The sequence below is a fragment of the Mesorhizobium sp. CCNWLY176 genome (assembly GCF_037153935.1).
Taxonomy (GTDB): domain Bacteria; phylum Pseudomonadota; class Alphaproteobacteria; order Rhizobiales; family Rhizobiaceae; genus Mesorhizobium_M; species Mesorhizobium_M zhangyense.
Window position 1 is genome coordinate 127,758 of the sequence record NZ_JBBBDZ010000003.1, and the last position, 24,656, is coordinate 152,413.

A 24,656-nucleotide genomic window follows, 5' to 3' on the forward strand; every position below is an offset into this window, starting at 1 on the left:
CCCCGAATTCTTCTTGTCAGTGTCCGCGGCTGCCGGCGATGGCGTGGCCGAAGCGGATTTCCAGAATGGTCTTCAAAACGAGCGTGACCAGCGCTAGGCCCGCCAGCAGCGAGGCGACGGCGAAAGCGCCGACAGCGTTGTACTCATTGTAGAGGATTTCGACATGCAGCGGCATGGTGTTGGTCAGGCCGCGAATGTGGCCCGACACGACCGAAACCGCACCGAACTCGCCCATGGCGCGGGCGTTGCAGAGCAGAACGCCGTAAAGCAGCCCCCATTTGATGTTGGGCAGCGTCACATACCAGAAGGCCTGCCAGCCATTGGCGCCGAGCGAAAGGGCTGCTTCCTCGTCGCCGGTGCCCTGTTCCTGCATCAGCGGTATCAATTCGCGCGCGACGAAGGGGAAGGTCACGAACACAGTTGCCAGCACGATGCCCGGAACGGCGAAGAGGATTTCGATGCCGTAGCTTTTCAGCCATGGGCCGAGCACGCTGCTTGCGCCGAACAGAAGCACGTAGACAAGGCCGGAAATCACCGGCGATACCGAGAAGGGCAGGTCGATCAGCGTGATCAGGAAGGCCTTGCCCTTGAACTCGAACTTGGCGATTGCCCAAGCGGCCGCCACGCCGAAGACGAGGTTCAGCGGCACGGAGATCGCCGCCACGAGCAAGGTCAGGCGGATCGCCGCGGTCGTATCACGGTCGACCAGCGCTTCGGTGTAGGGGCCGATGCCGCGCTTGAACGCCTCAGCGAAGACGAGCACCAGCGGCGACAGGAGGAAGATCGCCAGAAAGCCGAAGGCCAGCGCCATCAGCACCCAGCGCGTCGTGCGGCTCTCGTTGATGGCCGAGGCGCGGTTTTCGCGAGCGCGGCTGGATGAGGTTTCGACAAGCTCAGCCATAGCGTTTGCGGCTCCACGACTGGAGGAGGTTGATGACCAGAAGCATGGCGAAGGAGATGACGAGCATGATCGTGGCGATCGCGGTTGCTGCGGCGTAGTTGTATTCCTCGAGCTTGATGACGATCAGCAACGGGGCGATTTCCGAGACATAAGGCATGTTGCCGGCGATGAAGATGACCGAGCCGTATTCGCCGACGCCGCGGGCGAAGGCCAGAGCGAAGCCGGTGACGATGGCCGGTGCGAGGCCGGGAAACAGGATGCGCGTGATGGTCTGGAAGCGGCTGGCGCCAAGCGTGGCGGCGGCCTCCTCGACCTCCTTGTCGATCTCTTCGATGATCGGCTGCACCGTGCGCACGACGAAGGGCAGGCCGATGAAGATCAGGGCTATGACGATGCCGAGCGGCGTATAGGCGACCTTTATGCCGAGCGGCGCCAGAAGGCTGCCGATCCAGCCCTTGGACGCATAGAGCGTGGTCAGCGCGATGCCTGCCACTGCCGTCGGCAGGGCGAAAGGCAGGTCGACCATGGCATCGATGACGCGGCGGCCGGGAAAGCGGTAGCGCACCAGAACCCAGGCGACGATGGTGCCGAAGACGACATTGACGGCAGCCGCGATCAGCGCCGTGCCGAAGCTGATCTCCAGTGCCTTGACCGTGCGGCGGTCGGTGGCGATTGCCCAGAAATCGGTCCAGCCAAGTGACGCCGAACGCCAGACGAGACCCGTCAGCGGGATGAGGATGATGAGCGTGAGGTAGGCAAGCGAGAAGCCGAGCGTCAATCCGAAACCCGGAATGACGCTCGGCGCCTTGAATCGCCACCCCGCCTGGGCGGGTTCTGTGGTCATGTCGTCCCTTATCGCTGCGCAGCTAGTCTTAACATGCTCTGCCGAGGCGAATGGCGTGGCTTTTTAAAAAAGTCGCGTCAAACGCCCCGGCAGGGCTTGGTCAGTAGACAGTCCGAATTACTGGGCCGGCTTGTAAAGCTGGTCGAAAATGCCGCCGTCGCCGAAATGCTCGGGCTGCGCCTTTTTCCAGCCGCCGAAGATCGGGTCATCGATGGTCACGAGCTTCAGTTCGGGCAGCTTCTGCAACTCGTCGGCCGGAACAAGATCAGGCTTGGACGGGCGGTAATGATGCTTGGCGGCGATGCGCTGGCCTTCCTCGGAATAGAGATATTCGAGATAGGCCTGCGCGACCTTGCGGGTGCCCTTGGCATCGACATTGCCGTCAACCACCGCGACCGGAGGTTCGGCCAGGATGGAGGAGGGCGGGAAAACGATGTCGAACTTGTCGGCGCCGAATTCATCGAGCGCCAGATAGGCTTCGTTTTCCCATGCGAGAAGAACGTCGCCCTGGTCGCGCTCGGCAAATGTCACCGTCGAGCCGCGCGCGCCGGTATCCAGAACCGGAACGTGCTTGCTGAAGAGGGTGGCGATGTAGTCCTTGATCTTGGCCTGGTCGCCGCCATACTCCTTGTCGGCCCAGGCCCAGGCGGCCAGATAGTTCCAGCGCGCTCCGCCGGACGTCTTCGGGTTCGGCGTGATCACCTGCACGTCGTCCTTCACCAGGTCGCCCCAGTCGTTGATCGCCTTGGGGTTGCCCTTGCGGACGAGGAAGATGATGGTCGAGGTGTAGGGCGAGGAGTTGTTGGGCAGCTTGCCACGCCAGTCCGGCGCGATCTTCTTGGTTTTTTCGGCAATGGCGTTGATGTCGCTTTCCAGCGCCAGCGTCACGACATCGGCGTCGAGCCCGTCGATCACCGCGCGGGCCTGCTTGCCCGAGCCGCCATGCGAATTCTGGATGGTCACCGTCTCGCCGGTCTCGGCTTTCCAATGCTTGGCGAAGGCTTCGTTGTAGTCCTTGTAGAGTTCGCGGGTTGGGTCGTAGGACACGTTGAGGATCGTCGTATCGGCCGCAGCCAAGCCGAGAGACCCGAGTTGCAGTGCTCCGGCAAGGAGGCCGGCAATAAGGAAACGAGGTCGATAATGAGTCATGTCTGCCTCCGTTGTTCGCGAAGGGTACTCTATCGATTTGATAGAAATTAGACGCACCCAAACATGCTAATTTAGGGGAGCGTGAGCAATTTTCCTCGCTTTGGAGGGGGTGAGGGAGGAAAATATTTTTCTAATGGGTGCGAGCCCCGTTAACTGAACAGGGTGTGTTGGGCGAAGCCGGGTGTGGCGGGAGGCTGTGGTTAGAGACACAGCCACGGGATGTTCTGGGCCTTTGGATAGGCCGAGTTCCTTCGCGCCCCCCCTCTGGCCTGCCGGCCATCTCCCCCGCAAGGAGGGAGATCAGCCTTCATTGCGACTTTCGCTAATCACGAACGTTGCAGGATAGGCGATGCGGCGGAGCTGCTAATCTCCCCACCTGAGGGGGAGATGGCCGGCAGGCCAGAGGGGGGTGCTAAGGAACTGGACTTTCACGAGTTCATCTCTGCAACGAACCCGTCGAACCATCACTCCACGAACACCTTCACGCTCGCCGCTCTACCGGCGGCGTCGATGACGGTCAGCGTCGAATAGCCGGTGCCGTCGGGCAGCCATGTCGCGGTGCGGCGGCGGTCGAGTTCGGCAAGCGGCTTGCCGTTGGCGAGCCAGCGGAACGGCGCGCGGCCGCCTTGCAATTTCAGCACCAGCGGCGAGGCGGCGCTTGAGATTGTTCCGAGATCGACCCTCGCCCCGTCCGGCGGAAAGACGATTCGCGGCGGGGGTTCGGTCGGAGCGGCCAGCGCGATCAGCTCATCCGAACCGGAGGTGAAACGCGTCTGCGTCACCGGCAGGTCGGCGCGCGCCGTGCGCAACGCTCCAGCCGGCGCGCGTGCAAGCGGCACCGCGGCAAGACCGGACCGGGCAAAGCCCTCGAACAGGATGGGGGCTGCCGAGACATAGCCCGACAGGCCGGGCACCGAGCCGGAATCTGCGCGCCCGACCCACACGCCCAGCACATAGCGGCCATCGAAACCGACCGACCATGCGTCGCGGTAGCCGTAGGACGTGCCGGTCTTGTAGGCAATGCCGCGATGGCTCGCCCCTTCCGGCGGCTTCACGCCGGACAGAATATCGGCGATCTGCCACGTTGCCTGCTCGTCGAGGATCGTGCCGCCGCCTTGCACGGGCTCGACCGCCTCGGTGCCGTCGCGCAGGATGCGCGCCTTTCCGCTGTTGGCGAGGCCGGTATAGAGCTGGACGAGATCGCGCAGCGACAGCCCGACGCCGCCAAGGCCGATGGCGAGCCCCGGCGGTTCATCCTTCGGCAAGGCAGGGGTCACGCCGGCCTGCCGGAACCGTGCCGTCAGCCGCGCCGGGCCGACAGCATCGAGCAGGTGCACGGCCGGAACGTTGAGCGACAGTTGCAGCGCCTGGCGCACGCTGACATCGCCTTGGTAGCTCATGTCGAAATTGCGCGGGCGGTAGCCGGCGAAATCTGCCGGGCGGTCCTCGATCAGCGTTTCCTGCGCGACGAGGCCCTGTTCCATCGCCAGCCCGTAGATGAAGGGTTTTAAGGTCGAGCCGGGCGAGCGCGATACCTTCGTCATGTCGATCCAGCCCGAGCGGCTGGCGTCGAAATAGTTCGCCGAACCAACCTCGCCAAGGATTTCGCCGGTGCGGGCATCGGCCAGGACCATGGCCACCGAAATGCGCGGGCCGAGCTTGGCTGCGGCACTTTTCGCGACGGCTTCCAGCCCTTCCTGAACGCGCTTGCGCAGCGTGACCTGATGCCGGCTTTGCGATGGCGCCTTGCGCAGCGCTGCATCGGCAACATGGGCGGCCAACGCGGGCAGGGCGAAGCGCACCTCGGAAACGGCGTCGTTTGCGGCGCGCGCGGCCTCGCGCTCACCCAGAATATCCGCCGTCACCATGCGTTCCAGCACCCGGTCACGCGCGGCCTGCGCGGTCTTCAGGTTGCGATCGGGGCGGCGGCGCTCCGGCAGTTGCGGCAGGGCGACGAGCAGGGCTGCTTCCGAGACGGTTAGCCGGCGCGGCTCCTTGCCGAAATAGGCGAGCGAGGCGGCACGCACGCCTTCGAGATTGCCGCCATAGGGCGCCAGCGTCAGGTAGCGTTCGAGGATGTCGCGCTTGGAAAGCCGCCGCTCGATCTGTATGGCGCGCAGGATCTGCCGGAATTTCGAACCGAAGCTTCGGCTTTCGCGCGGCTCGATCAGCCGGGCAAGCTGCATCGACAGTGTCGAGCCGCCCGAAACGATGCGGCGGTTTCCCGCGAACTGCTTTGCCGCGCGCAATAGGGCGAGCACGTCGACGCCGTCGTGGTCGAAGAAGCGTTTGTCCTCGTAAGCGATCAGCATTTTTACGAATTGCGGATCGACCTGGTCGAGAGAGGTTCCGAGACGCCAGTAGCCGTCGGGCGTTGCGTAGGCGCGGAGAAGCGCGCCGTCGCGGTCTAGCACTTCCGAGGAGACGGTGAGTTGGGCGGGCAGGGGCGGGGGGTAGGCGCGGTCGAGGGTGTAGAGAGCGCCAATCGCTACTGCGACGGCCGCTGCACCGGCTGTGGCGTAAGCCGCCAATTTTCGCAGCACTCTGACTGGGACGCGCATAGCCGCCCCTCATCCACCTGCCGGCACCTTCTCCCCGTATAGTGACGGGGAGAAGAAGGCTGGCCGCAACGTTGACGCTTCAGCCTTCTCCTCGTTCACAGGGAGAAGAAGGCCGGCTGCAACGCTGACGCCCCCCTCTCCCCGTTTACGGGGAGAGGGTAAGGGTGAGGGGCGGCTCGACGCTGAATTGTAAGTCGCTGTCGATGACATGTAGCCAAGCGCTTTCATGACTACGGCGTCCTCACCTCCATCATCCCGCTCGCCGTGCGGGCCGAATATTGCGGCCGGTACATGTCCTCCACGCTTGCCGCCGGATGCGCATAGATGCCGGGCGTCACGGCGCGCACGACATAGGCCAGCGTGATCTGGCCGTTGTCGCCGGAGGTCCGGTCGAAGGCGGCTACAAAACGGTCGTCGCGGAATTCGAGATGCGCGGCCTCGGTGCGGGCGAGCCAGGGGAAATTGCCCAGGTCGGCGCTGGACACCAGTCCCGGATTGTCGATCTCGAAGCCGGCAGGCAGCAGGTCTGTCACCAGCACGCGCGAGGGCCAGTCGTTGGACTCGTCGATCTTCAGCACAACCACGAAGCGCTCGTTCTGTGCCACGCTGGTAACATTGGCCTCGGAGCCGTCGAGCGCATAATAGGTGCGCGCGATCTGAAAGGCGTCGCCGCCGGAAGGCAGCGGCTGGGCGGGTGCCGCCACCGCAGTCACCACTGCCTGCAAGGCATCCTTGCCGGTGTTGGCGATGACCAGTGGGTTGTCGGCGAGGTCGTTGCCGGACACCTGCTGCGAATAGGCGCCGCCATGCTGCTCGCCATTGACGGTGAGCTGGATGGTATCGCTGTTGGTGCGCATGGCGCGGGCCGCGAGCAGCATCCAGGCCTGATCCTGCGTGCTGGTGTAGTTCGCAGCCTTGCGCTCGGCGGTGACGAGCTTGATCAGCTCCGGCACGATCTTCGGTGCCGGGCGGCTTTCGGCGGCAAGTGCCAGCATGGCAGCGCCGTCGCGCAGGCGCGAACCGTAATCCGAGCGCGAATAATCATGCTCGGTGTTGGTCTTGGCCAGCGTCAGTGCGGCCTGGAAGGTGTTTTCCGAGCGCTGCTGGTCGCCGTAAAGCGCGAGGCTGGCGGCAAGCTGCGCCACCGCCATCGGGCTCGAGAAAGCTTCCAGTTGCGTGTCGGAATAATAGCGCAGGTCGCCGATCGACGCCTTCTTGTTGCGGGCCAGCACGTACAGCGCATAGGCGATCTCGCTGCCGCGATCCTGCAGGTCGATGTCGTAGGAGATGGCGTTCTGCAGGTTTTGCAATGCAGACAGCATCGCCTCGCTCGGCACCTCGTAGTTCTTTTCGCGCGCCCGGGTCAGGAAGTCGGTGACATAGGCGTCGAGCCAGAGATCGCCCGAGCCCGGCCCCCACAGGCCGAAACTGCCCGACGACGCCTGATAGTTCAGCACGCGGTAGATCGCCTGCTGGATGCGGTCGTGCAGGGTGGTGTCGTCGGCCATGCCCGCACTTGCCGCCAGTTCACTGACATAGAGCAGCGGCAGCGCGCGGCTGGTCGTCTGCTCGGCGCAGCCATAGGGGTAGCGGTCGAGCGTCATCAGCAGCGACGGTACGTCGAAGGCCGAAGCCCGCGACACGCCGACGCTGACGGAAGCACCGTCGAGCAGGCTCGCCGCCAGCAATTCCTTATCGATACGTAGGCTGGCATTGGGTTTCAGGTCGACCACGGTGCGCGTCGTCACCGGCAGTTCGGCAGGCCGCACCGGGATGGTCAGGTTCTGTTCGATGCTCAGGCCCGCGGCATTGGCGAGCCGAATGGTCAGGCCGGCGTCACCGGTCGATTGAGCGGTGAGCGGGACCGTCAGCGTCTGGCGCTTGCCGGCGGTCAGCGTCACTTTTTCGGGCGCCGTGCCGGTTGAAACACTACCCGTCGTATCGATAGCCAGAGAATAATCGCCGTCCGGGGCATCGGTGTTGGAAATGTCGAGCCGCATTTCGGCGGCGTCGCCCGGGGCCATGAAACGCGGCAGGCCGGCGGTGATCACCACCGGGTCGCGCACGATCACGTCGCTTGTTGCGTGGCCGACAGCCTCCTTGCTCCAGGCTACGGCCATGATGCGCACGGTGCCGTTGAACTGCGGAATGTCGAAATCGACCGTCGCCTTGCCCTCAGCGTCGAGTTTTACGGGGCCGGAGAAGAAGGCGACCAGTTTTTCGGTCGGCGGGCTGCCTTCGGAGGCCATATTCGCACCGTCGCCGCCGGTGCGCAGCTTGCCCGTCGTGCCGAGCGAGCCGTTGATCAGGCGGCCATAGAGGTCGCGCAGTTCAAGCCCGAGTTGGCGCTGGCCGAAGAACCAGTTTTCCGGGTCCGGGGTCTTGTATTGCGTCAGGTTGAGGATGCCCACATCGACGGCTGCGACCATGACATAGGCGTCGCTGGCCGGTGCCGCACCCGTCACCGCAACCGGGATCGACAGGGTCTGGCGCGGCGCGGTCTTTTCAGGCGGCGAAAGCGTGATGCCAAGCTGCTTCGCGCCGGGATCAACCTTCAGCCATTTCACGCCGATGGCACGCGCCGGCATGCGCGATTCCTGCGCTTCGCCAGGACGGTAGAGCGTGGCCGTGACATAGGCGCCTGCGCCCCAGTCGTCGCCGACCGGCACGTCGATGGTCGCGCCGCCTTCCGGCACGCTTGCGGTGATCGTCTTGAGGAGCTTGTCGGCGCCGACGGTCACCAGCAGTTCGCCGGAAAAGCGCGGCGAAACCTGCAGCTTGGCGACTTCGCCGGCGGCGTAGTGGTCCTTGTCGAGGGCGATTTCGAGCCCGTCCGGCGTCTCGGTGGAGGTCGCTGCGACATACCAGCCGGCGTCGAATTCGAAGCTGGTGGCCGGGCCTGCCGGGTCGGCGGTCTCGACTTCGAGGCGATAGCGGCCCCAGTCTACCGGCGCGCTGATCGACGCTTCCTTATCAGTGGCAAGATCGATCTGGCCGTTGGCGACAGCCTTGGTGAAGGTTACCGGCTCGTAGTTCCAGGCGTTGCCGCTGCGATACCATTGGTAATTGCGCTCGACCTTGACGAGCGACCACTGCGCGCCTTGCAGCGCCTCGCGCTTGCCTTGCGGGTCGACGGCAATGAAGCTGAACTTGGCGGTTCCGCCTTGCGGCACCTCGCCGCCCGAAAAATCCGGACGGATGCCGATCATCCGGCCTTGCGGGCGAATGCCGATGTCGAGCGCACGCTCGACGGCGCGACCGCCGCTTTCGCGCATGCGCACCGTCACTGCGGCGTTCAGCAGGCGGGTGGTCGAGGGCAGTTGCTCTATCGCGACGGGGAAGGTCGACTTACCGTCGTCGCCGACGACGGGCAGGTCGGCCAGCGGAATGCGCGTCGCTTCGCCTTCCTGCTCATCGGCGAGGCCGAAGGAATAGCCGGGGAAGCTTTCCCATTCCTGCGTGGTCGAAAGCGTCACTTCGCCTTCGAGCGCCAGGCCGGCAGCCGGCGCGCCATAGAGGAAGCGGCCATCGACGGTGACATTGGCTGCTTCGCCGGCGGCGATCTCGGGCTTGTCGCTTGTCAGGTCGAATTCGATGCGGTCGGGCACGAAATCCTCGACCAGGAACATCTGGCTGGCGACGGCTGCCTGCTTGGGGTCGGTGTAGATCGATACCGTCCAGGTGCCGCGCATGGCGTTGTTCGCCAGCGTCAGGTCGACGGCATGGCCGCCGGCATTGGCGCCGTCCGAGATGATGCGGCGGTCCTCGACGCCATCAGGGCGCGTGAAGATGAAGGTGAGCGGCAGGTTCTCGACCGCCTTGGCTGCATCGTCGCGGGCAAGCGCTGCGACATGCACTTCCTCGCCGACGCGGTAGATGCCGCGCTCGGTCCAGGCGTAGACGTCGAGCGCACCGGGCGCTGTGCGGCCCGTCACGCCACGGTCGGACAGGTCGAAGCCGGCACGCGTCATGTCGAGGAAAACAAAATCGCTGTCGCCCTGGCTCGCCATCAGCACCGCCGGCACCATGCTGCCGCTGCCGCGGGTCAGGCCGGGGGTGAAGGTGGCGCGGCCCTCGGCGTCGGTCTTGGCTGTACCGAGGATTTCATTGTTGCGGGCCAGCAGCGTCAGTTCGATGTCGGCTTTCGGCTTGGCCGAACCAAGCGAGCGGGCGAAGACGTTCAGGCCGTCCTGGCCGGTATAGGTCGAGAGGCCAATGTCCGAGACGACGAACCATTGCGTGGCGCGGGAGGAGTAATCCTCGCTACGGTCGTTCACCGGCTGCGCCGTCAGCACATAGACGCCGGGCTTGCGCTGCGGCAGCGCCTCGTCGACCGGGAAGCTGGTGGTCACTTCCTTGTTGAGCTCGTTGGCTATCTCGATCTGGCCTTCCCAGATCGGCTCTCCCATTTGGTCGGAGATGTTGGAAATGTCGTAGCTGTCGAGCTGGCGCAGGAACTGGTAGCCGGTGAGCAACTGGGCCAGCGAGCGATCGCCGATACGGTAAAGCTTCACATCGGCTGCCGCCATGTTGACGGTGACCAGCGGAATGCCACGCCTCGCAGTTGCCGGCAGCACGAAGCTGTCGCCGGTGAAGCGCGCCGAGGCGGTGCGATCCTGCACATAGATGGAGAGTACGACCGGCGCGGCGATGACTTCCCCGACCGCCGCAGGCAAACCAGCGCGGAAGGTGACGTTGTAATGACGGCCATGCTCGAGGCCCTCGACGCAGATCTGCTTGTCCTTGGCTTCGATCGCCTTGGGCGCTGCGCCGTCGACGGTCACGAAAGGTGCGTAGTCGACGCCGCTCTTGACCAGTTCCTCCGAGAATTGCGCGCAGATGCGCGGGGCTGCGCTGTCATTGTCGACGGAATGGTCGATGACGCGGAATCCCTTGCGAGCCCTCAGGTCTTCATATTCGGCGCGGATCGTTGCCGAATTGACCAGCGCCAGGCTTGCTTCATAGGCCTGCAGGGCAGGGCGGAACATCTCGCGCTTGTCGAGCGCCGCTGCCATCACCGCCAGCACTTCGGCGCGTGTCTGCGTGGTGCGCAGAAGCTGGTAGGCGTTCCAGGCGGCTGAGGTTCCGTCACGCTGGAGTTTTGTGGTCTCTTCACCGTTGGCGGGCGCGACGCCGACGATGGCGCGGGCGAGGCCGAGCCAAAGCGTGCCGTCATTGGGTGAGGTCGCGACCGCGGTGGTGAATTTCTGCATTGCCGTGCGCGGGTCGCCGTTCTGCAGCGCCTGGCCGGCTGCTTCGGTCAGAGCGGCCAGGCCTTCCTGGCCGATCGTCACCGAGCCGTCAGTCAGCTTCGTGCGGAACTGGCGGGCCTCGTCGATCATGCCGGCGGAGAAGAAAGAGAGCTCCGGCGGCGCGCCGATATCGGGATCGCTGTTCAGCGTCACGACCTTGCCGGCAACCGCACCCGGGAACGGCTTCAGCGTGGCGAAATCGGACTTCAGAAAACACCATTTGGCCTTCTGGTTATAGGTGAAGGCGCGGCAGGAAGAATCGCCGAGGCAGGTCGACTTGCACTGATCGAGCGTGACGTTCTGCTCTGACCTGAGGTCGAAGCCGAAATAGTCGCCATTCTCGCTGGTGGCGATCGTTCGCGCATCGACGGCTAGTGCCGCTCCGGCACCAGCAAACAGCAGGGATAAAAGAAAGACGAAAACCGACAAACCACGTGCCGCGCGCATAGACATTGTCTCCTCCACACCGCTGTCGTTTCGAGACCCATGAATCCGGCTTGGCCGGCGCTTGTCAACATGGATGCCCCGGCAGGTTTAATCTCCACCCATGTCTTTTGGATGTAGCCCGATCGGGAATTCGGTCAGGTGCTGAATATGGGGCGCAGGCATCGACCAAAAGATATGCCTATACATGTTTCCACAATTTTTAGTGGCAGCCACACGTCAGGGCTGTGGGTGATGCCCCGCGAGCCCTTGCCTGGCCTCAAGGAATGACCGGTCTGGCGCTGGCCGGCACGCTCCAAATGTATCAGTTTTATTGTCCGCAGAAGATTCTGCCGAATCCGCCCGCGCAATAGCAATTTTGCGCCAAGTTTGTCGTATTCGCGCGAACTGCCAGCCATTCAAAGTTGCACATTTACTCCCGAGTTCTGTGATCCGCTCCTTTTGACATCGAGGGCCGGATGCGGAATGCTAATCGGCGGAAAGCCAACAATGGGAGTTCTAAGATGACATTCTACAAGAACAACGGGGATCGCGTTCCAGACCATATCGTCGAAATGGCCAAGAGCGTGAATGCCGGCGGTATGGACCGCCGCGAGTTCCTCGCACTGGCGAGCGTGTTCGGCGCTTCCACCGCAATGGCGTACGGCATGATCGGTCTTGCCGCGCCCACCCCTGCGATGGCGCAGGAAGAACCCAAGAAGGGTGGCGTCCTCAAGGTGGCGATGTCCATCAAGGATCCGAAGGACCCGCGCACCGCCGACTGGTCCGAAATCGCCAACGCCGAGCGCCAGACGCTCGAACCATTGGTGAAATACAGTCGCGAGTTCACCTTCGAGCCTTACCTTCTCGAAAGCTGGGAAGTGAATGACGACGCTACGGAATATGTCCTGAAGGTTCGTCAGGGCGCGACCTGGAACAATGGCGACGTCTTCAACGCCGACGATGTGATCTTCAATTTCACCCGCTGGTGCGACAAGACGGTGGAAGGCAACTCCATGCCGGGCCGCATGGGCAGCCTGGTCGACGACGCTACGAAAAAGCTGCGCGAAGGCGCGATCACCAAGGTCGACGACAACACCGTCAAGCTGACGCTCAGCAAGTCCGATATCGCGCTCATCCCGAACTTGACCGACTATCCGGGTCTGGTGGTGCATCGCAGCTTCGACGAGAAGGGCGCGAATTTCGTCGCGACCCCGATCGGCACCGGCCCGTTCGAGCTCGTCTCCTACGATGTCGGCAGCAAGGTCGTCTACAAGCGCCGTGAAGACGGCAAATGGTGGAACGGCGAAGTCTATCTCGACGGCGTCGAATTCATCGACTACGGCACCGATCCGGCGGCCATGGTCAGCGCTTTCGAGGCTGGCGAAGTCCAGACCAATCACGAGACGACGGCCGACTACGTCACCATCCTCGACGGCTTGGACCTCGTGAAGTCCGAGGTGGTTACCGCCTCGACCATCGTTGCGCGCACCAACGTGGCAAACAAGCCTTATGACGACCAGAAGGTGCGCAACGCGCTCCAGCTCGCCGTCGACAATGCTGTGGTGCTCCAGCTCGGCTACGGCAATGCCGGCGTGCCTGCTGAAAACCATCACGTCTGCCAGATCCATCCGGAATATGCGGAGCTGCCGAAAGTGGCGCGCGATCCGGCCAAGGCAAAGGCGCTGATGGCCGAAGCCGGCCAGGCCGATTTCGAGCATGACCTGATCACGGTGGACGAGGACTGGCACAAGAATACGGGCGATGCGATCGCTGCCCAGCTTCGCGAGGCCGGCATCAAGGTCAAGCGTACGGTTCTGCCGGGCTCGACCTTCTGGAATGACTGGACGAAGTATCCTTATTCCATGACCAATTGGAATATGCGTCCGCTCGGCATCCAGGTCATCGCCATCGGCTACCGCAGCGGCGAGGCATGGAACGAATCCGCCTATGCGAACCCGGACTTCGACGCCAAGGTCAACGAGGCCCTGTCGATCGCCGACGCCGAAAAGCGCAAGACGGTGATGGCCGATATCGAGAAGATCCTCCAGGATTCCGGCATCATCATCCAGCCGTACTGGCGCAAGCTCTACAATCACTCGGCGCAGACCGTGAAGAACCACGGCATGCATCCGACCTTCGAACACGACTTCGGCAAGGTCTGGCTCGCCGAGGCGTGAAACTGCTTCAACCGTCGGAGAGGGGCATCCGTGTCCCTCTCCCGATTCCAACGGGTTGACCGCATCTGACCCCAACCCAACGGCAGGGGCTGACCATGTTTGCTTTTATTGTTCGTCGTCTCGGGACCATGGTTCTGACCATGCTGTGCCTGACGATGGTCGTCTTCTTCATGGTGAATCTGGAACCGAACCTGAAGAAGCTGGCGATCAGCCAACTCGACATGCGCACTCCCGCCGACCAGATCGAGAGCTGGCTGGTCAAGAACGGCTACCGGCAGAATTTCTTCGTGCGCTACGGCCAGTGGATCGGCGTGGTGAAGAAGCAGCCCAACATAGACGCCACGGGCAAGGCCATACCGAGGTTCTCCTACTGCAATGAGCCGCCAGAGCCGCATTATGGCGGGGTGCTGCAAGGCGATTTCGGCTGCTCGACCAAGTTCAAGACCAAGGTAGCTGCCAAGCTCTTTCCGGCGCTGGGCGCGACCGGCATATTGATGTTCTGGGTTATGGTGACGATGGTGCCCATTGCGCTGCTCATCGGCATATTGGCCGGCATGCGCGAAGGCACGCGAACCGATAGAACCCTGTCTGTCGCCTCGATCGCGACGACAGCGACGCCCGAATATGTTTCCGGTATCATCTTCACCGTCATCTTTGCCTCATGGCTCGGCTGGCTGAACGGCTCTGCCGCGACAGCGACGGCGCAAGGCATCACCTTCTACAATTTCACCCTGCCGGTAATGACCATGGCCATCTATGGCATCGGCTACATCGCCCGCATGACCCGCGCTTCGATGGTCGAGGTGATGACGCAGCAATATATCCGCACCGCGCGGCTGAAGGGACTGAGCTTCTCCAGCGTCGTCATCAAGCATGCGCTGCGCAACGCGCTGATCGCGCCGTTCACCGTCATCATGCTGCAGTTCCCGTGGCTGCTCACCGGCGTGGTCATCGTCGAAGTGATGTTCCGCTATCAGGGCTTCGGCTACACGCTGGTGGAAGCTGCCGGCAACAACGACATCGATCTCCTGCTCGGTTGTTCGCTTGTCTCGGTCTTCGTCGTGCTGTTCACCCAGCTCATCTCGGACCTGGGCTACGCCTACCTCAATCCACGCATCAGGGTGCAGTAAGATGGGTACGATGGAATTCCTGTCCGCAACCCAGATCGTGCTTGCGGTGCTTGCGCGCTTCTGGCCCGTCTGGGTGGCGATGGCGATCGTGCTGGGCGCCAGCTTCTGGTTCAAGAAGAAGCTCGGCCTCTACGGCCAGCTCTTCGACAGCGGCGTGGGAATCGCCGGCGTGGTCATCTGCTTCTTCTGGCTGTTCACGGCGATCTTCGCCCACCGGGTCGCGCCGTTCGATCCGCTCGGGCAGATACCGATCATGAAGGATGCGCTGCCCGGCGCCATCGACGCCAATTCGGGCCTCGCCTATCTGTTCGGCGGCGACAAGCTCGCCCGCGACGTCTTCAGCCGCATGATCTATGGCAGCCGTATCGTGCTGGCGATCGCACCATTGGCGACTGGCTTCGCGCTGATGGTGGGCATCACGCTCGGCCTGCCGGCAGGCTATTACGGCGGAAGGATCGACTCGTTCCTGTCCTTCCTCGCCAATCTGGTGCTGGCCTTCCCTGTTATCCTGCTGTTCTACCTGCTGGTGACGCCGGGCATCATGGACACGCCAATCCCCTTTGCGATGGCCGGGTTGTTCTTCCTGTTCCCGATCATCTTCTTCTGCACGCTCTTCTACACGCGCTTCAAGAACCGGCCGGAGCGCCTCTATCTGCTTCTCGGCCTCACCCTGCTGTTTGGTGGCTGGGTCTATATCGGGCTCGTCTTCAACGCCGACCCGTTCGGCATCGTCAAGATGGACCCGAACGAACTGAATATCTTCGTGGCGGTGGTGTTCGCATCCAGCCCCGGCGTGTTCCGCATCGTGCGTGGCCTGGTGATGGACATCAAGACGCGCGACTATGTGGCGGCGGCGCAAACGCGCGGCGAAAGTCCCTGGTACATCATGCTTTGGGAAATCCTGCCCAATGCGCGTGGCCCGCTGATCGTCGATGCCTGCCTGCGTATCGGCTACACCACCATCCTGCTTGGAACTCTCGGCTATTTCGGCCTCGGCCTTGCACCCGAAAGCCCGGATTGGGGCACGGCCATCAAGGATGCGAGCCGGCTGCTGCGTTCCTTCATCCACCCGGCACTACCGCCGACAATCGCGCTGATGACCTTCGTGCTCGGCCTCAATCTTCTGGCCGATGCGCTGCGCGAACAATCGATGAAAGACTGACGGAGAGAGACGATGAACGAGGCTGTAAGGAATCCCGCCAAGCCGATCCTCGAAATCGAGAACCTCTCCATCTCCTTCTTCACCCGGCGAGGTGAAATTCCGGCTGTGATGGACTTCTCCTGCACGGTAATGCCGGGGGAGGCGATGGGCATCGTCGGCGAGTCCGGCTGCGGCAAGTCGACCGTGTCGCTCGGCATCATGCGCGACCTGTCCAATGTCGGAAAGATCGTCGGCGGACGCATCAAGTTCCAGGGCAAGGACATGGGCGACATGTCGGACGAGGAACTGCGGGCCATTCGCGGCAACAAGATCGCCATGATCTATCAGGAGCCGATGGCGAGCCTCAACCCGGCGATGAAGGTCGGCCAGCAATTGATGGAAGTGCCGCTGATCCACGACAAGGTGTCGAAGGAGGAGGCCTACAGCCGCTCGCTGGCGATGCTGAAGTCGGTGCGCCTGCCCGATCCCGAGCGGATGATGAAATCCTATCCGCACCAGCTTTCGGGCGGTCAGCAGCAGCGCATCGTCATTGCCATGGCGCTTTTGTCGAAGCCGGCACTTTTGTTGCTCGACGAGCCGACGACCGCACTCGATGTGACGGTCGAGGCCGGCATCGTCGAACTGGTGAAGGGGCTCGGCAAGGAATTCGGCACGTCGATGATCTTCGTGTCGCACAATCTCGGCCTGATCCTGGAAACCTGCGACCGCATCACCGTCATGTATTCGGGCGAGGCGGTGGAAACCGGCAAGGTCGAGGACGTGTTTGACCGCATGCGCCATCCCTATACGCAAGGGTTGTTCCGCTCCATCCCGCTGCCGGGCGCCGACAAGAATTCGCGGCCGCTGATTGCCATTCCCGGCCAGTTGCCGCTGCCGCACGAGCGGCCCACGGGCTGCAATTTCGGCCCGCGCTGCCAGCATTTCGTCGAAGGCGTCTGCAACGCCGCCGAAATCCCGATGATCCCTGTCGAAGGCCACGACAACCACCACAGCCGCTGCGTCCGTTTTGACGAGATCGACTGGACGGCGCTGCCCGAGGGAGCCAAGACCAGCAAGCCGCCGATCACTCCCGGCGCGCCCGTGCTGAAGATCGACAACCTCAAGAAATACTACAAGGTTTCGGCCAACGAAGTGTTCGGCGGCAGCGAGGGCCGCGTCGTCAAGGCCAATGAAAGCATCAGCTTCGAGGCGCGAGAATCCGAGACGGTTGCCATTGTCGGCGAATCCGGCTGCGGAAAGTCGACGCTCGCCAAGGTGCTGCTCGGGCTGGAGACGGCGAGTTCCGGAACGATTTCGCTGGGAAATCGCGACATCCAGTCCATCGCCATCGAAAACCGTGACGTCGATACCGTCTCCTCGATCCAGATGGTGTTTCAGAATCCGTTCGATACGCTCAATCCAAGCCATTCGGTCGGCTCGCAGATCATCCGCACGCTGGAGAAATTCAAGATCGGCAACAATGCCGGCGAGCGCCGCAAGAAGATGCTGGAACTGCTCGATCTCGTGAAGCTGCCGCGTGCTTTCGCCGAGCGCATGCCACGCCAGCTTTCCGGTGGGCAGAAGCAGCGCATCGGCGTTGCCCGCGCCTTCGCCGGCCGTGCCCGCGTGGTGGTCGCCGACGAGCCGGTTTCGGCGCTGGACGTGTCGGTGCAGGCTGCGGTGACCGAGCTTCTGATGGATATCCAGCGCGAGTCGAAGACGACCATGCTGTTCATCAGCCATGATCTTTCGGTGGTGCGCTACATCGCCGACCGCGTGGTGGTCATGTATCTCGGCCACATCGTCGAGCAGGGCACGACCGACCAGATATTCTCGCCGCCCTATCATCCCTATACGGAGGCGCTGCTTTCCGCGATTCCGATCGCCGATACCAGCGTGATCAAGAAGCATATCGTGCTCGAGGGCGACATTCCCTCGGCGATGAACCCGCCTTCCGGTTGTCCGTTCCAGACGCGCTGCCGCTATAAATCGCTGGTGCCTGACAATCTGTGCGAGACAAGGGTGCCGCCGCTTAAGGACCTCGGCGACGGGCATAAGAGCTTGTGCTGGCTGCCCGATGACGTGCTGGCCGGCATGGAGCCGGTGATCAGTTTCGCCAAGGACGAGAAAAAGCCGGATCCGGCGGTTGCGCCTCCTGCGTCGGATGCGCCGCGCCAGGCGACGCATGCTGCACCAACGGTGGGCCTTGCCAATCTGGAAGCGCCGAAAACGCCTGCCGAAGCGGTGAAGTCAAAGGCGCAGCCCAAAGTGACATCCTCAAAAGCGGTGTCCGCGCGGCCCGGTGAATCGGCTCCGGAAAAGTCCCTGACCGAAACGGGTGAGGGGCGTCAGGCTGTCAGCGGCGAAGTCAAGCCTGCAACGGCTGCTACCGCGAAGGAGGCTGCGAGCGCCGAGGGCAAGGTCGGGCAGAAGCCTCGCGTGGTAAAGACCGCGTCGTCTCCAGCCGCAGCACGTGCCGCCAACGGCGCAAAGCCCACCGCACCGTCGCGCACGAAGGCCGTCGCGCCCGCGCAGACGAAAACGGCCAAGCCGTCCGCGCCGGTCGTAAAAGGCCGTCCGCAAGGCATTGCGCGTCCGGCTGCTCCGGACGATCTGAAGATGATTTCCGGCGTTGGTCCGAAGATCGAGGGCATCCTGCATGAACTCGGCGTTTTCACATTTGCGCAGGTTGCCGCGTGGAAAAAGGCGGAACGCGAATGGGTCGACGACCATCTGAGCTTCCACGGCCGCATCGAGCGCGAGGACTGGGTCAGGCAGGCCAAGGCGCTCGCGAAGGGCGGCGAGGCCGAATACATCAAGGTCTTCGGCAAGAAGCCTAGATAGGCGGAAGCCTCATCTGGCGATGTTTGAAAATAGCGGCGCTGAATGCCGCTATTTTCTTAGGAGAAAGTCCAAAGTGACGCTCCGGCTAAAAACCCGTCCGCCGGTGACGCTTTTCTGACAGAGCGCGCGGATTTGCGGCCTATCAATGCTTGCCATGAGCACGGAAAGACGTCGACGCAGCAGCGAACGATCTCAGGGCAGGGGAACTGCGGCCATCCCGCAACTGCCGCTTCGCCGCGTGCAAAACCCCTATCCGCCGATGGCGCTTCTGTCTGCCGACCAGATCGAGGCTATCCACGAAGCCTCCATGCACATCCTCGAAAACTTCGGCATCGAGGTGATGAGCCCGCGAGCGCTGTCGCTGTTCGAGAAGGCCGGGGCCAAGGTCGATCACGCGACGCAGACCGTCAGGCTCGATCGCGGGCTGGTTGCCGAGGCGTTGAAAACGACGCTCTCCAGCTACACGCTGACGCCACGCAATCCGGCGCGGAAAATCAATCTCGGCGGCAACGATATCAATTTCACGCTCGTCGCCGGCCCGCCCAATGTCCACGACATGGAGCGCGGACGCCGCGCCGGCAACTATGCCGACTACTGCGATCTCGTGCGGCTGGCGCAGCATTTCAACTGCATTCACATGATCGGCAATCAGGTCTGTGCGCCGGTCGAGATGCCGGCCAATTCCCGTCACCTCGACACCTATTTCGCCAACGTCACGCTGACCGACAAGAGCTTTCACGTCTCGGCAATCGGCCGGGGCAGGGCACTGGACGGCATTTCCATGATGGCGATTTCGCGCGGATTGACGCTCGACCAGATGCGCGCCGATCCCGGCGTCACCACCATCATCTCGGTCAACTCGCCGCGCCGTTTCGACGACATGATGGCGGAAGGCCTGATGACGATGGCCGAGTTCGGCCAGTCCGTCGCCGTCACGCCCTTCACGTTGATGGGGGCGATGAGCCCGGTGACGCTTGCCGGCGCGCTCGCCCAGCAGAACGCCGAGGCGCTGTTCGGCGTGGTGCTGACGCAGCTTGTCCGCCCCGGAGCGCCGGTGATGTATGGCGCGTTCACCTCCAATGTCGACATGCGTTCGGGCGCGCCCGCCTTCGGCACGCCGGAAAACACCAAGGCCAACATCGCCTCGGGCCAGCTCGCGCGGCGCTATTCGCTGCCCTATCGCACGACGCCCGGCTCGGCCTCCAACGCTGCCGACGCGCAAGGGACATACGAGACAATGATGGCGCTGTGGGGCGCGGTTCTCGGCCACGGCAATCTCGTCTACCACGCCGCCGGCTGGCAGGAGGGCGGGCTGACGGCGAGTTTCGAGAAGCTGATCATCGATGTCGAGATGATCCAGCACATGATGGAGTTCCTGACGCCTATCGCGGTGAACGAAGGCGAACTGGCGCTGGACGCGCTCGGCCGCGTCCCGACCGGCGGCCATTTCTTCGGCGAGCCGCACACGCTGGAGCGTTATTCCACCGCCTTCTACCAGCCGATGCTGTCCAACTGGCAGAATTATGAAGCCTGGCAGGAAGGTGGCGGGCTCGATGCCACCGCGCGGGCGACGCGGCTGTGGAAGAAAGCGCTGGAGGAATATGTCGAGCCGGAGATGGATGTCTCCGTGCGGGAGGCGCTGGAGGCTTATGTGGCTCGGCGGAAAGAGGAGATCGGGGTGGAGGAGCCTTGAGCGTTCACAATCAGATTCAACCACTTCCCATCCAGAATCCCATAACCCATCCAACTTACTGAAAACAGAGCAAAATCATGAAATCGCATGCGCAGGTCGTGGTCATAGGCGGAGGCGTCGTCGGATGCTCCGTCTTGTTTCATCTGGCAAGGCACGGCTGGACCGATGTCGTGCTTCTGGAGCGCGACGAGCTGACCTCCGGCTCGACATGGCATGCGGCCGGCGGCATGCACACGATCAATGGCGATCCGAACGTCGCCAAGCTGCAGAAATACACGATCAGCCTCTACAAGGAGATCGAGGAGCTTTCCGGCCGGGCGACCGGCGTGCATGTCACCGGCGGCGTGCTTCTGGCGGCGACCGAGGCGCGCATGGACTGGCTGCGCGGCGTCGTCGCCAAGGGACGCTATCTCGGCCTCGATCTCGAGGAGATATCGGCGAAGGAGGCGGCGGAGCTTATGCCGCTGCTCGACCCCAAGCAGTTCGTTGGCGCGGTGCGCAATTCGGAGGACGGGCATCTGGACCCGTCAGGCGTTACCCATGCCTACGCCAAGGCGGCGCGCAAGCTTGGTGCTGAGGTTGAGCGCTTCACCAAGGTGGAGGATATCGTCCGGCGCGAAGACGGCATGTGGCGCGTCATCACCAACAAGGGCGAGATCGTCACCGAACATGTGGTCAATGCCGGCGGGCTGTGGGCGCGCGAGGTCGGGCGCATGGTCGGGCTGGAACTGCCGGTGCTCGCCATGGAGCACATGTACCTCATCACCGAGGACATGCCTGAGGTGAAGGCCTGGAATGACAAGACCGGCACCGAGATCATCCACGCTGTCGATTTCGACGGCGAGCTTTACCTGCGCCAGGAGCGCGGCGGCATGCTGATGGGCACCTATGAGAAGGCCAACAAGCCGTGGTCGGAGTTCCAGACGCCGTGGAACTTCGGCCACGAATTGCTGGAGCCGGACATCGACCGCATAGCGCCGTCGCTGGAGGTCGGGTTTCGCCATTTCCCTGCGTTCCAGAACACCGGCATCAAGCAGATCATCAACGGCCCCTTCACCTTCGCGCCGGACGGCAACCCGCTGGTCGGGTCGGTGCGCGGCCTGCCGGGCTTCTGGTCGGCCTGCGGTGTCATGGCCGGCTTTTCCCAGGGCGGCGGCGTCGGGCTGGCGCTTGCGAACTGGATGATCCACGGCGATCCGGGCGCCGATATCTGGGCGATGGATATTTCGCGCTACGGCGACTGGGCCTCTATGCGCTACACCAATGCCAAGGTGCGCGAAAACTATTCGCGGCGCTTCTCCATCCGCTTTCCCAATGAGGAACTGCCGGCCGGCCGTGGGCTGAAGACGACGCCGATCTACGACCTGCTTTCGGCCAAGGGCGCACAATGGGGCGTGGCCTATGGGCTGGAAGTGCCGCTGTGGTATGCGCCGGAAGGCGTCAAGGATGAATTCTCATGGCGTCGCTCGACCGATTTCGAGCATGTCGCCAACGAGGTGAAGGCAGTTCGCGAGGGCGTCGGCCTGTCGGAGATTTCGAGCTTCGCCAAGTACTGCGTGAAGGGGCCGGGCGCTGAAGCCTGGCTCGATCGGCTGCTGGCCTGCAAACTGCCGAAGCCCGGCCGCATGACGTTGGCGCCGATGCTGAAGGAAGACGGCAAGCTGATCGGCGATTTTTCGCTGGCCAATCTCGGCAATGGCGAGTGGTTCATCGCCGGCTCGGGCATCGCCGAGCAGTATCATATGCGCTGGTTCGAAAAGCATCTTCCGGCGGACGGTTCGGTAAGCCTTGAAGCGGTCGGCCAGAAACTCACCGGGCTTTCCATCGCCGGGCCGAAGGCGCGCGAACTTTTGAGCAAGGTGACGCGCGCCGATGTTTCGGCGGATGCTTTCAAGTTCATGGATATCAGAAAGCTCGATATCGGCATGGCGCCATGTCTGGTCGGCCGCGTCAGCTATACCGGCGATCTCGGTTACGAAATCTGGATCGAGCCGGAATATCAGCGCCACGTTTTTCAGGTGCTGATGGATGCCGGTGAGGAGTTTTCGCTCGGCCTGTTCGGGTCACGGGCGCTGAATGCGCTGCGGCTGGAAAAGAACTATGGCTCCTGGGCGCGCGAATACCGGCCGATCTATGGGCCGCTGGAAGCCGGCCTCGACCGTTTCGTAGCCTACGGCAAGGATGCGGATTTCATCGGCAAGGCGGCAGCAATTGCCGAGCGCAAGGAAGGCGGCAAGCTGCGCCTGCGCGCCTTTGTGATGGACGCAGTCGATGCCGACGTCATCGGCGACGAGCCGATCTGGTTCAACGATGAAGTGCGCGGCTGGGTCACCTCCGGCGGCTATGCGCATGGTGCGAAAGTTTCCATCGCCATGGGCTATGTGCCGAAGGAGATTGCCGAAGAGACGGACGGCTTCGAGATCGAACTGCTCGGCAAGCGGCATTCAGCTAGGATGCAGGCAGCACCTCTGTTCGATGCCAATCAGGGCCGGATGCGGGGGTAAACGGCATTCACATTTGCGCGCGCTGGACAGATTCAGCATGGAATCGAGGCGGTAACGCCCTACATTCAGAGTGAAATGGTTTCAAACTCGATGAAGGCGACGGTCATGCGTTCGTATTCCGCGATAAAATCGACGCTCGGCGTTCTCACGATAGCGACGGCGCTTGGAGCGGGCATTCCCGGTGCATCGGCCCAGACTGCTTCCGAACAGGCGGCAGCGCAGGCGAGGGCGGCCCAGATCACCATTCAGAATCAGGCTATCCAGCAAGGCATCCAGCAGCGCGAGATCTTCCAGCTGCAGCAGCAGTTCAACCGCGAGCAGGATCGCCGGATCGTGCCGCAGCAGCAACCGCAGGTGCCCGTCATGAAGCCGGGCTGCCCACCGATCGGCTCGGGATCTTACGCCGGCTCCTGCCGCTGAGCAGAGCATCCACTTGATCAGGCGCGGCTTTTCTGGATCGTCGTGGACATCACTGCTTGGCCGCCCGGATTGCGGCTGCGGTAAGCGATACGTTCTTCCCAAGCGTTACGGCTAAGCGTGGGATAAAACATGACTAGAAAAATCATGTTTTTATCCTGCCAATTCAAATGCTTATCCAGAAAATTGACCAATTGATAAAAAAATAAAACGTGCTAGCCTTCCTCAAAACCACAATAATGGGGAACTGGAATGGCCGAAGGTCAATTCAAGGAAGGCATAGCCGGAGGGCGCCTCGCGCCGGCGCAGTATGCCGAGAATTTTTCGGATCTGCACCCGCCGCTCGATCATCACGAGGCGCTGGTCGAATCCGATCGCTGCTATTTTTGCTACGATGCGCCCTGCATGCAGGCGTGCCCGACATCGATCGATATTCCGATGTTCATTCGCCAGATTTCGACCGGAAACCCGGTCGGTTCCGCCAAGACGATCTTCGACCAGAACATTCTTGGCGGCATGTGCGCCCGCGTCTGCCCGACCGAGACGCTGTGCGAGGAGGTCTGCGTGCGCGAGGTGGCCGAAGGCAAGCCGGTGCAGATCGGCCGGCTCCAGCGCTATGCCACCGACATCGCGATGGAACAGAACAAGCAGTTCTATGAGCGCGCGCTGCCCACCAACAAGAAGATCGCCGTCGTCGGCGCTGGCCCGTCCGGGCTTGCCGCCGCTCACCGCCTTGCTCGCCATGGCCATGAGGTGACGGTGCTCGAGGCCAAGCCGAAGGCCGGCGGTCTCAACGAATACGGCATCGCTGCCTATAAAAGCACCGACGATTTTGCGCAGGCCGAGGTGGACTATGTCACCGCCATCGGCGGCATCGCCATCGAGAATGGCAAGGCGCTCGGCCGCGATTATTCTCTCTCCGAACTCACCAAGAGCTATGACGCAGTGTTCCTCGGCCTTGGCCTTGGCGGCATCAATGCGTTGCGTGCCGAAGGTGAGGATGCGGCGGGCGTCGAGAACGCCGTCGAATTCATCGCAGACCTGCGGCAGTCCAGTGATCTTGGCAAGCTGCCGGTCGGGCGGCGTGTCGTCGTCATCGGCGGCGGCATGACGGCGATCGATGCGGCCGTGCAGTCGAAGCTGCTTGGCGCTGAGGAAGTGACCATCTGCTACCGGCGTGGGCAGGAGCATATGAACGCTTCCGAGTTCGAGCAGGATCTCGCCACCGCCAACGGCGTCATCATCCGCCACTGGCTCCAGCCGAAACAGGTCATTGCCGAGAATGGCAAGGTCTCGGGTATCGAGCTCGAATACACCGCGCTGAAAGGTGATAAACTCACTGGCACCGGCGAGACCGTCCGGCTGGTTGCCGACCAGGTGTTCAAGGCGATCGGCCAGGCATTTGAGCCGGCGGCACTCAATGGAAGCGGCGCGTCGATCACCATGGAAGGCGGCAGGATCGTCGTCGATGCAGAGGGGCGCACCTCGCTTGCCAAGGTATGGGCCGGCGGCGACTGCATTCTGGGCGGCGACGATTTGACGGTTTCGGCCGTCGCGCAGGGGCGCGACGCGGCAGAGAGCATCCACCGGGCACTCACCTCTAACGGGAGGGCATGA

The 24,656-nt window shown here is 62.8% G+C and carries 13 protein-coding genes and 1 pseudogene; 8 read left to right on the top strand and 6 right to left on the bottom strand.

Translation table 11 applies throughout. The annotated features are described in order from the left end of the window. Window positions 1-16 precede the first annotated feature (16 nt). From cysW to WBQ96_RS06280, 5 genes are all read right to left on the bottom strand, one after another. Window positions 17-901: a sulfate ABC transporter permease subunit CysW gene (gene cysW, locus WBQ96_RS06260; RefSeq protein ID WP_336548427.1), complete on the bottom strand. Its 885-nt coding sequence runs from the start codon at window positions 899-901 to the stop codon at window positions 17-19. Next, window positions 894-1,745, bottom strand: coding sequence for a sulfate ABC transporter permease subunit CysT (gene cysT, locus WBQ96_RS06265; protein WP_336548429.1), 852 nt, complete (start codon window positions 1,743-1,745; stop codon window positions 894-896). Before cysT ends, cysW begins: the two co-directional genes overlap by 8 nt. A 117-nt stretch (window positions 1,746-1,862) precedes the next feature. Continuing rightward, window positions 1,863-2,894, bottom strand: a complete 1,032-nt coding sequence (locus WBQ96_RS06270) for a sulfate ABC transporter substrate-binding protein (protein ID WP_336548431.1) — start codon at window positions 2,892-2,894, stop codon at window positions 1,863-1,865. A 464-nt stretch (window positions 2,895-3,358) separates the two neighbouring features. Next, on the bottom strand, window positions 3,359-5,455 hold the full coding sequence (pbpC, locus tag WBQ96_RS06275) for a penicillin-binding protein 1C (RefSeq protein ID WP_336548433.1): 2,097 nt from the start codon (window positions 5,453-5,455) through the stop codon (window positions 3,359-3,361). Between the two features lie 230 nt (window positions 5,456-5,685). Next, window positions 5,686-11,160, bottom strand: a complete 5,475-nt coding sequence (locus tag WBQ96_RS06280; RefSeq protein WP_336548435.1) for an alpha-2-macroglobulin family protein — start codon at window positions 11,158-11,160, stop codon at window positions 5,686-5,688. Between the two features lie 494 nt (window positions 11,161-11,654). Here WBQ96_RS06280 and WBQ96_RS06285 point away from each other — a divergent pair, with 494 nt between their 5' ends. The 7 genes and pseudogenes from WBQ96_RS06285 (at window position 11,655) to WBQ96_RS06315 (ending at window position 23,042) form a co-directional block, all read left to right on the top strand. Beyond that, window positions 11,655-13,310, top strand: coding sequence for an ABC transporter substrate-binding protein (locus WBQ96_RS06285; protein ID WP_336548437.1), 1,656 nt, complete (start codon window positions 11,655-11,657; stop codon window positions 13,308-13,310). Between the two features lie 95 nt (window positions 13,311-13,405). Then, window positions 13,406-14,440: an ABC transporter permease gene (locus WBQ96_RS06290; RefSeq protein ID WP_336548439.1), complete on the top strand. Its 1,035-nt coding sequence runs from the start codon at window positions 13,406-13,408 to the stop codon at window positions 14,438-14,440. Window position 14,441: 1 nt separating this feature from the next. Beyond that, complete coding sequence (locus tag WBQ96_RS06295; RefSeq protein ID WP_442920919.1) at window positions 14,442-15,602, top strand: ABC transporter permease; 1,161 nt, start codon at window positions 14,442-14,444, stop codon at window positions 15,600-15,602. Between the two features lie 12 nt (window positions 15,603-15,614). Continuing rightward, window positions 15,615-17,705: pseudogene (locus WBQ96_RS06300) on the top strand (dipeptide ABC transporter ATP-binding protein); the annotation flags it as partial. A gap of 874 nt (window positions 17,706-18,579) precedes the next feature. After that, window positions 18,580-20,118, top strand: a complete 1,539-nt coding sequence (locus WBQ96_RS06305; protein ID WP_336548442.1) for a trimethylamine methyltransferase family protein — start codon at window positions 18,580-18,582, stop codon at window positions 20,116-20,118. A 77-nt stretch (window positions 20,119-20,195) separates the two neighbouring features. After that, on the top strand, window positions 20,196-22,622 hold the full coding sequence (locus tag WBQ96_RS06310) for a GcvT family protein (RefSeq protein ID WP_336548443.1): 2,427 nt from the start codon (window positions 20,196-20,198) through the stop codon (window positions 22,620-22,622). 105 nt (window positions 22,623-22,727) lie between these two features. Then, window positions 22,728-23,042 carry a hypothetical protein gene (locus tag WBQ96_RS06315; protein WP_336548444.1) on the top strand — a complete coding sequence of 105 codons (315 nt, stop codon included), beginning with the start codon at window positions 22,728-22,730 and terminating at the stop codon, window positions 23,040-23,042. Window positions 23,043-23,059: 17 nt separating this feature from the next. Here WBQ96_RS06315 and WBQ96_RS06320 read toward each other — a convergent pair whose 3' ends face one another. After that, window positions 23,060-23,209, bottom strand: coding sequence for a hypothetical protein (locus WBQ96_RS06320; protein ID WP_336548446.1), 150 nt, complete (start codon window positions 23,207-23,209; stop codon window positions 23,060-23,062). A gap of 82 nt (window positions 23,210-23,291) precedes the next feature. Between WBQ96_RS06320 and WBQ96_RS06325 the strand changes: the two genes are divergently transcribed. Then, a complete protein-coding gene (locus WBQ96_RS06325) occupies window positions 23,292-24,656 on the top strand; it encodes an NAD(P)-dependent oxidoreductase (protein WP_336548448.1) in 1,365 nt (454 codons plus the stop codon).

Coding starts and splice junctions, on each gene's coding strand:
- WBQ96_RS06305 (WP_336548442.1), top strand. CDS start 18,580: ATGAGCACGGAAAGACGTCGACGCAGCAGCGAACGATCTCAGGGCAGG.
- WBQ96_RS06295 (WP_442920919.1), top strand. CDS start 14,442: ATGGGTACGATGGAATTCCTGTCCGCAACCCAGATCGTGCTTGCGGTG.
- WBQ96_RS06270 (WP_336548431.1), bottom strand. CDS start 2,894: ATGACTCATTATCGACCTCGTTTCCTTATTGCCGGCCTCCTTGCCGGA.
- WBQ96_RS06290 (WP_336548439.1), top strand. CDS start 13,406: ATGTTTGCTTTTATTGTTCGTCGTCTCGGGACCATGGTTCTGACCATG.
- WBQ96_RS06285 (WP_336548437.1), top strand. CDS start 11,655: ATGACATTCTACAAGAACAACGGGGATCGCGTTCCAGACCATATCGTC.
- pbpC (WP_336548433.1), bottom strand. CDS start 5,455: ATGCGCGTCCCAGTCAGAGTGCTGCGAAAATTGGCGGCTTACGCCACA.
- WBQ96_RS06325 (WP_336548448.1), top strand. CDS start 23,292: ATGGCCGAAGGTCAATTCAAGGAAGGCATAGCCGGAGGGCGCCTCGCG.
- cysT (WP_336548429.1), bottom strand. CDS start 1,745: ATGACCACAGAACCCGCCCAGGCGGGGTGGCGATTCAAGGCGCCGAGC.
- WBQ96_RS06280 (WP_336548435.1), bottom strand. CDS start 11,160: ATGTCTATGCGCGCGGCACGTGGTTTGTCGGTTTTCGTCTTTCTTTTA.
- WBQ96_RS06310 (WP_336548443.1), top strand. CDS start 20,196: ATGAAATCGCATGCGCAGGTCGTGGTCATAGGCGGAGGCGTCGTCGGA.
- WBQ96_RS06315 (WP_336548444.1), top strand. CDS start 22,728: ATGCGTTCGTATTCCGCGATAAAATCGACGCTCGGCGTTCTCACGATA.
- cysW (WP_336548427.1), bottom strand. CDS start 901: ATGGCTGAGCTTGTCGAAACCTCATCCAGCCGCGCTCGCGAAAACCGC.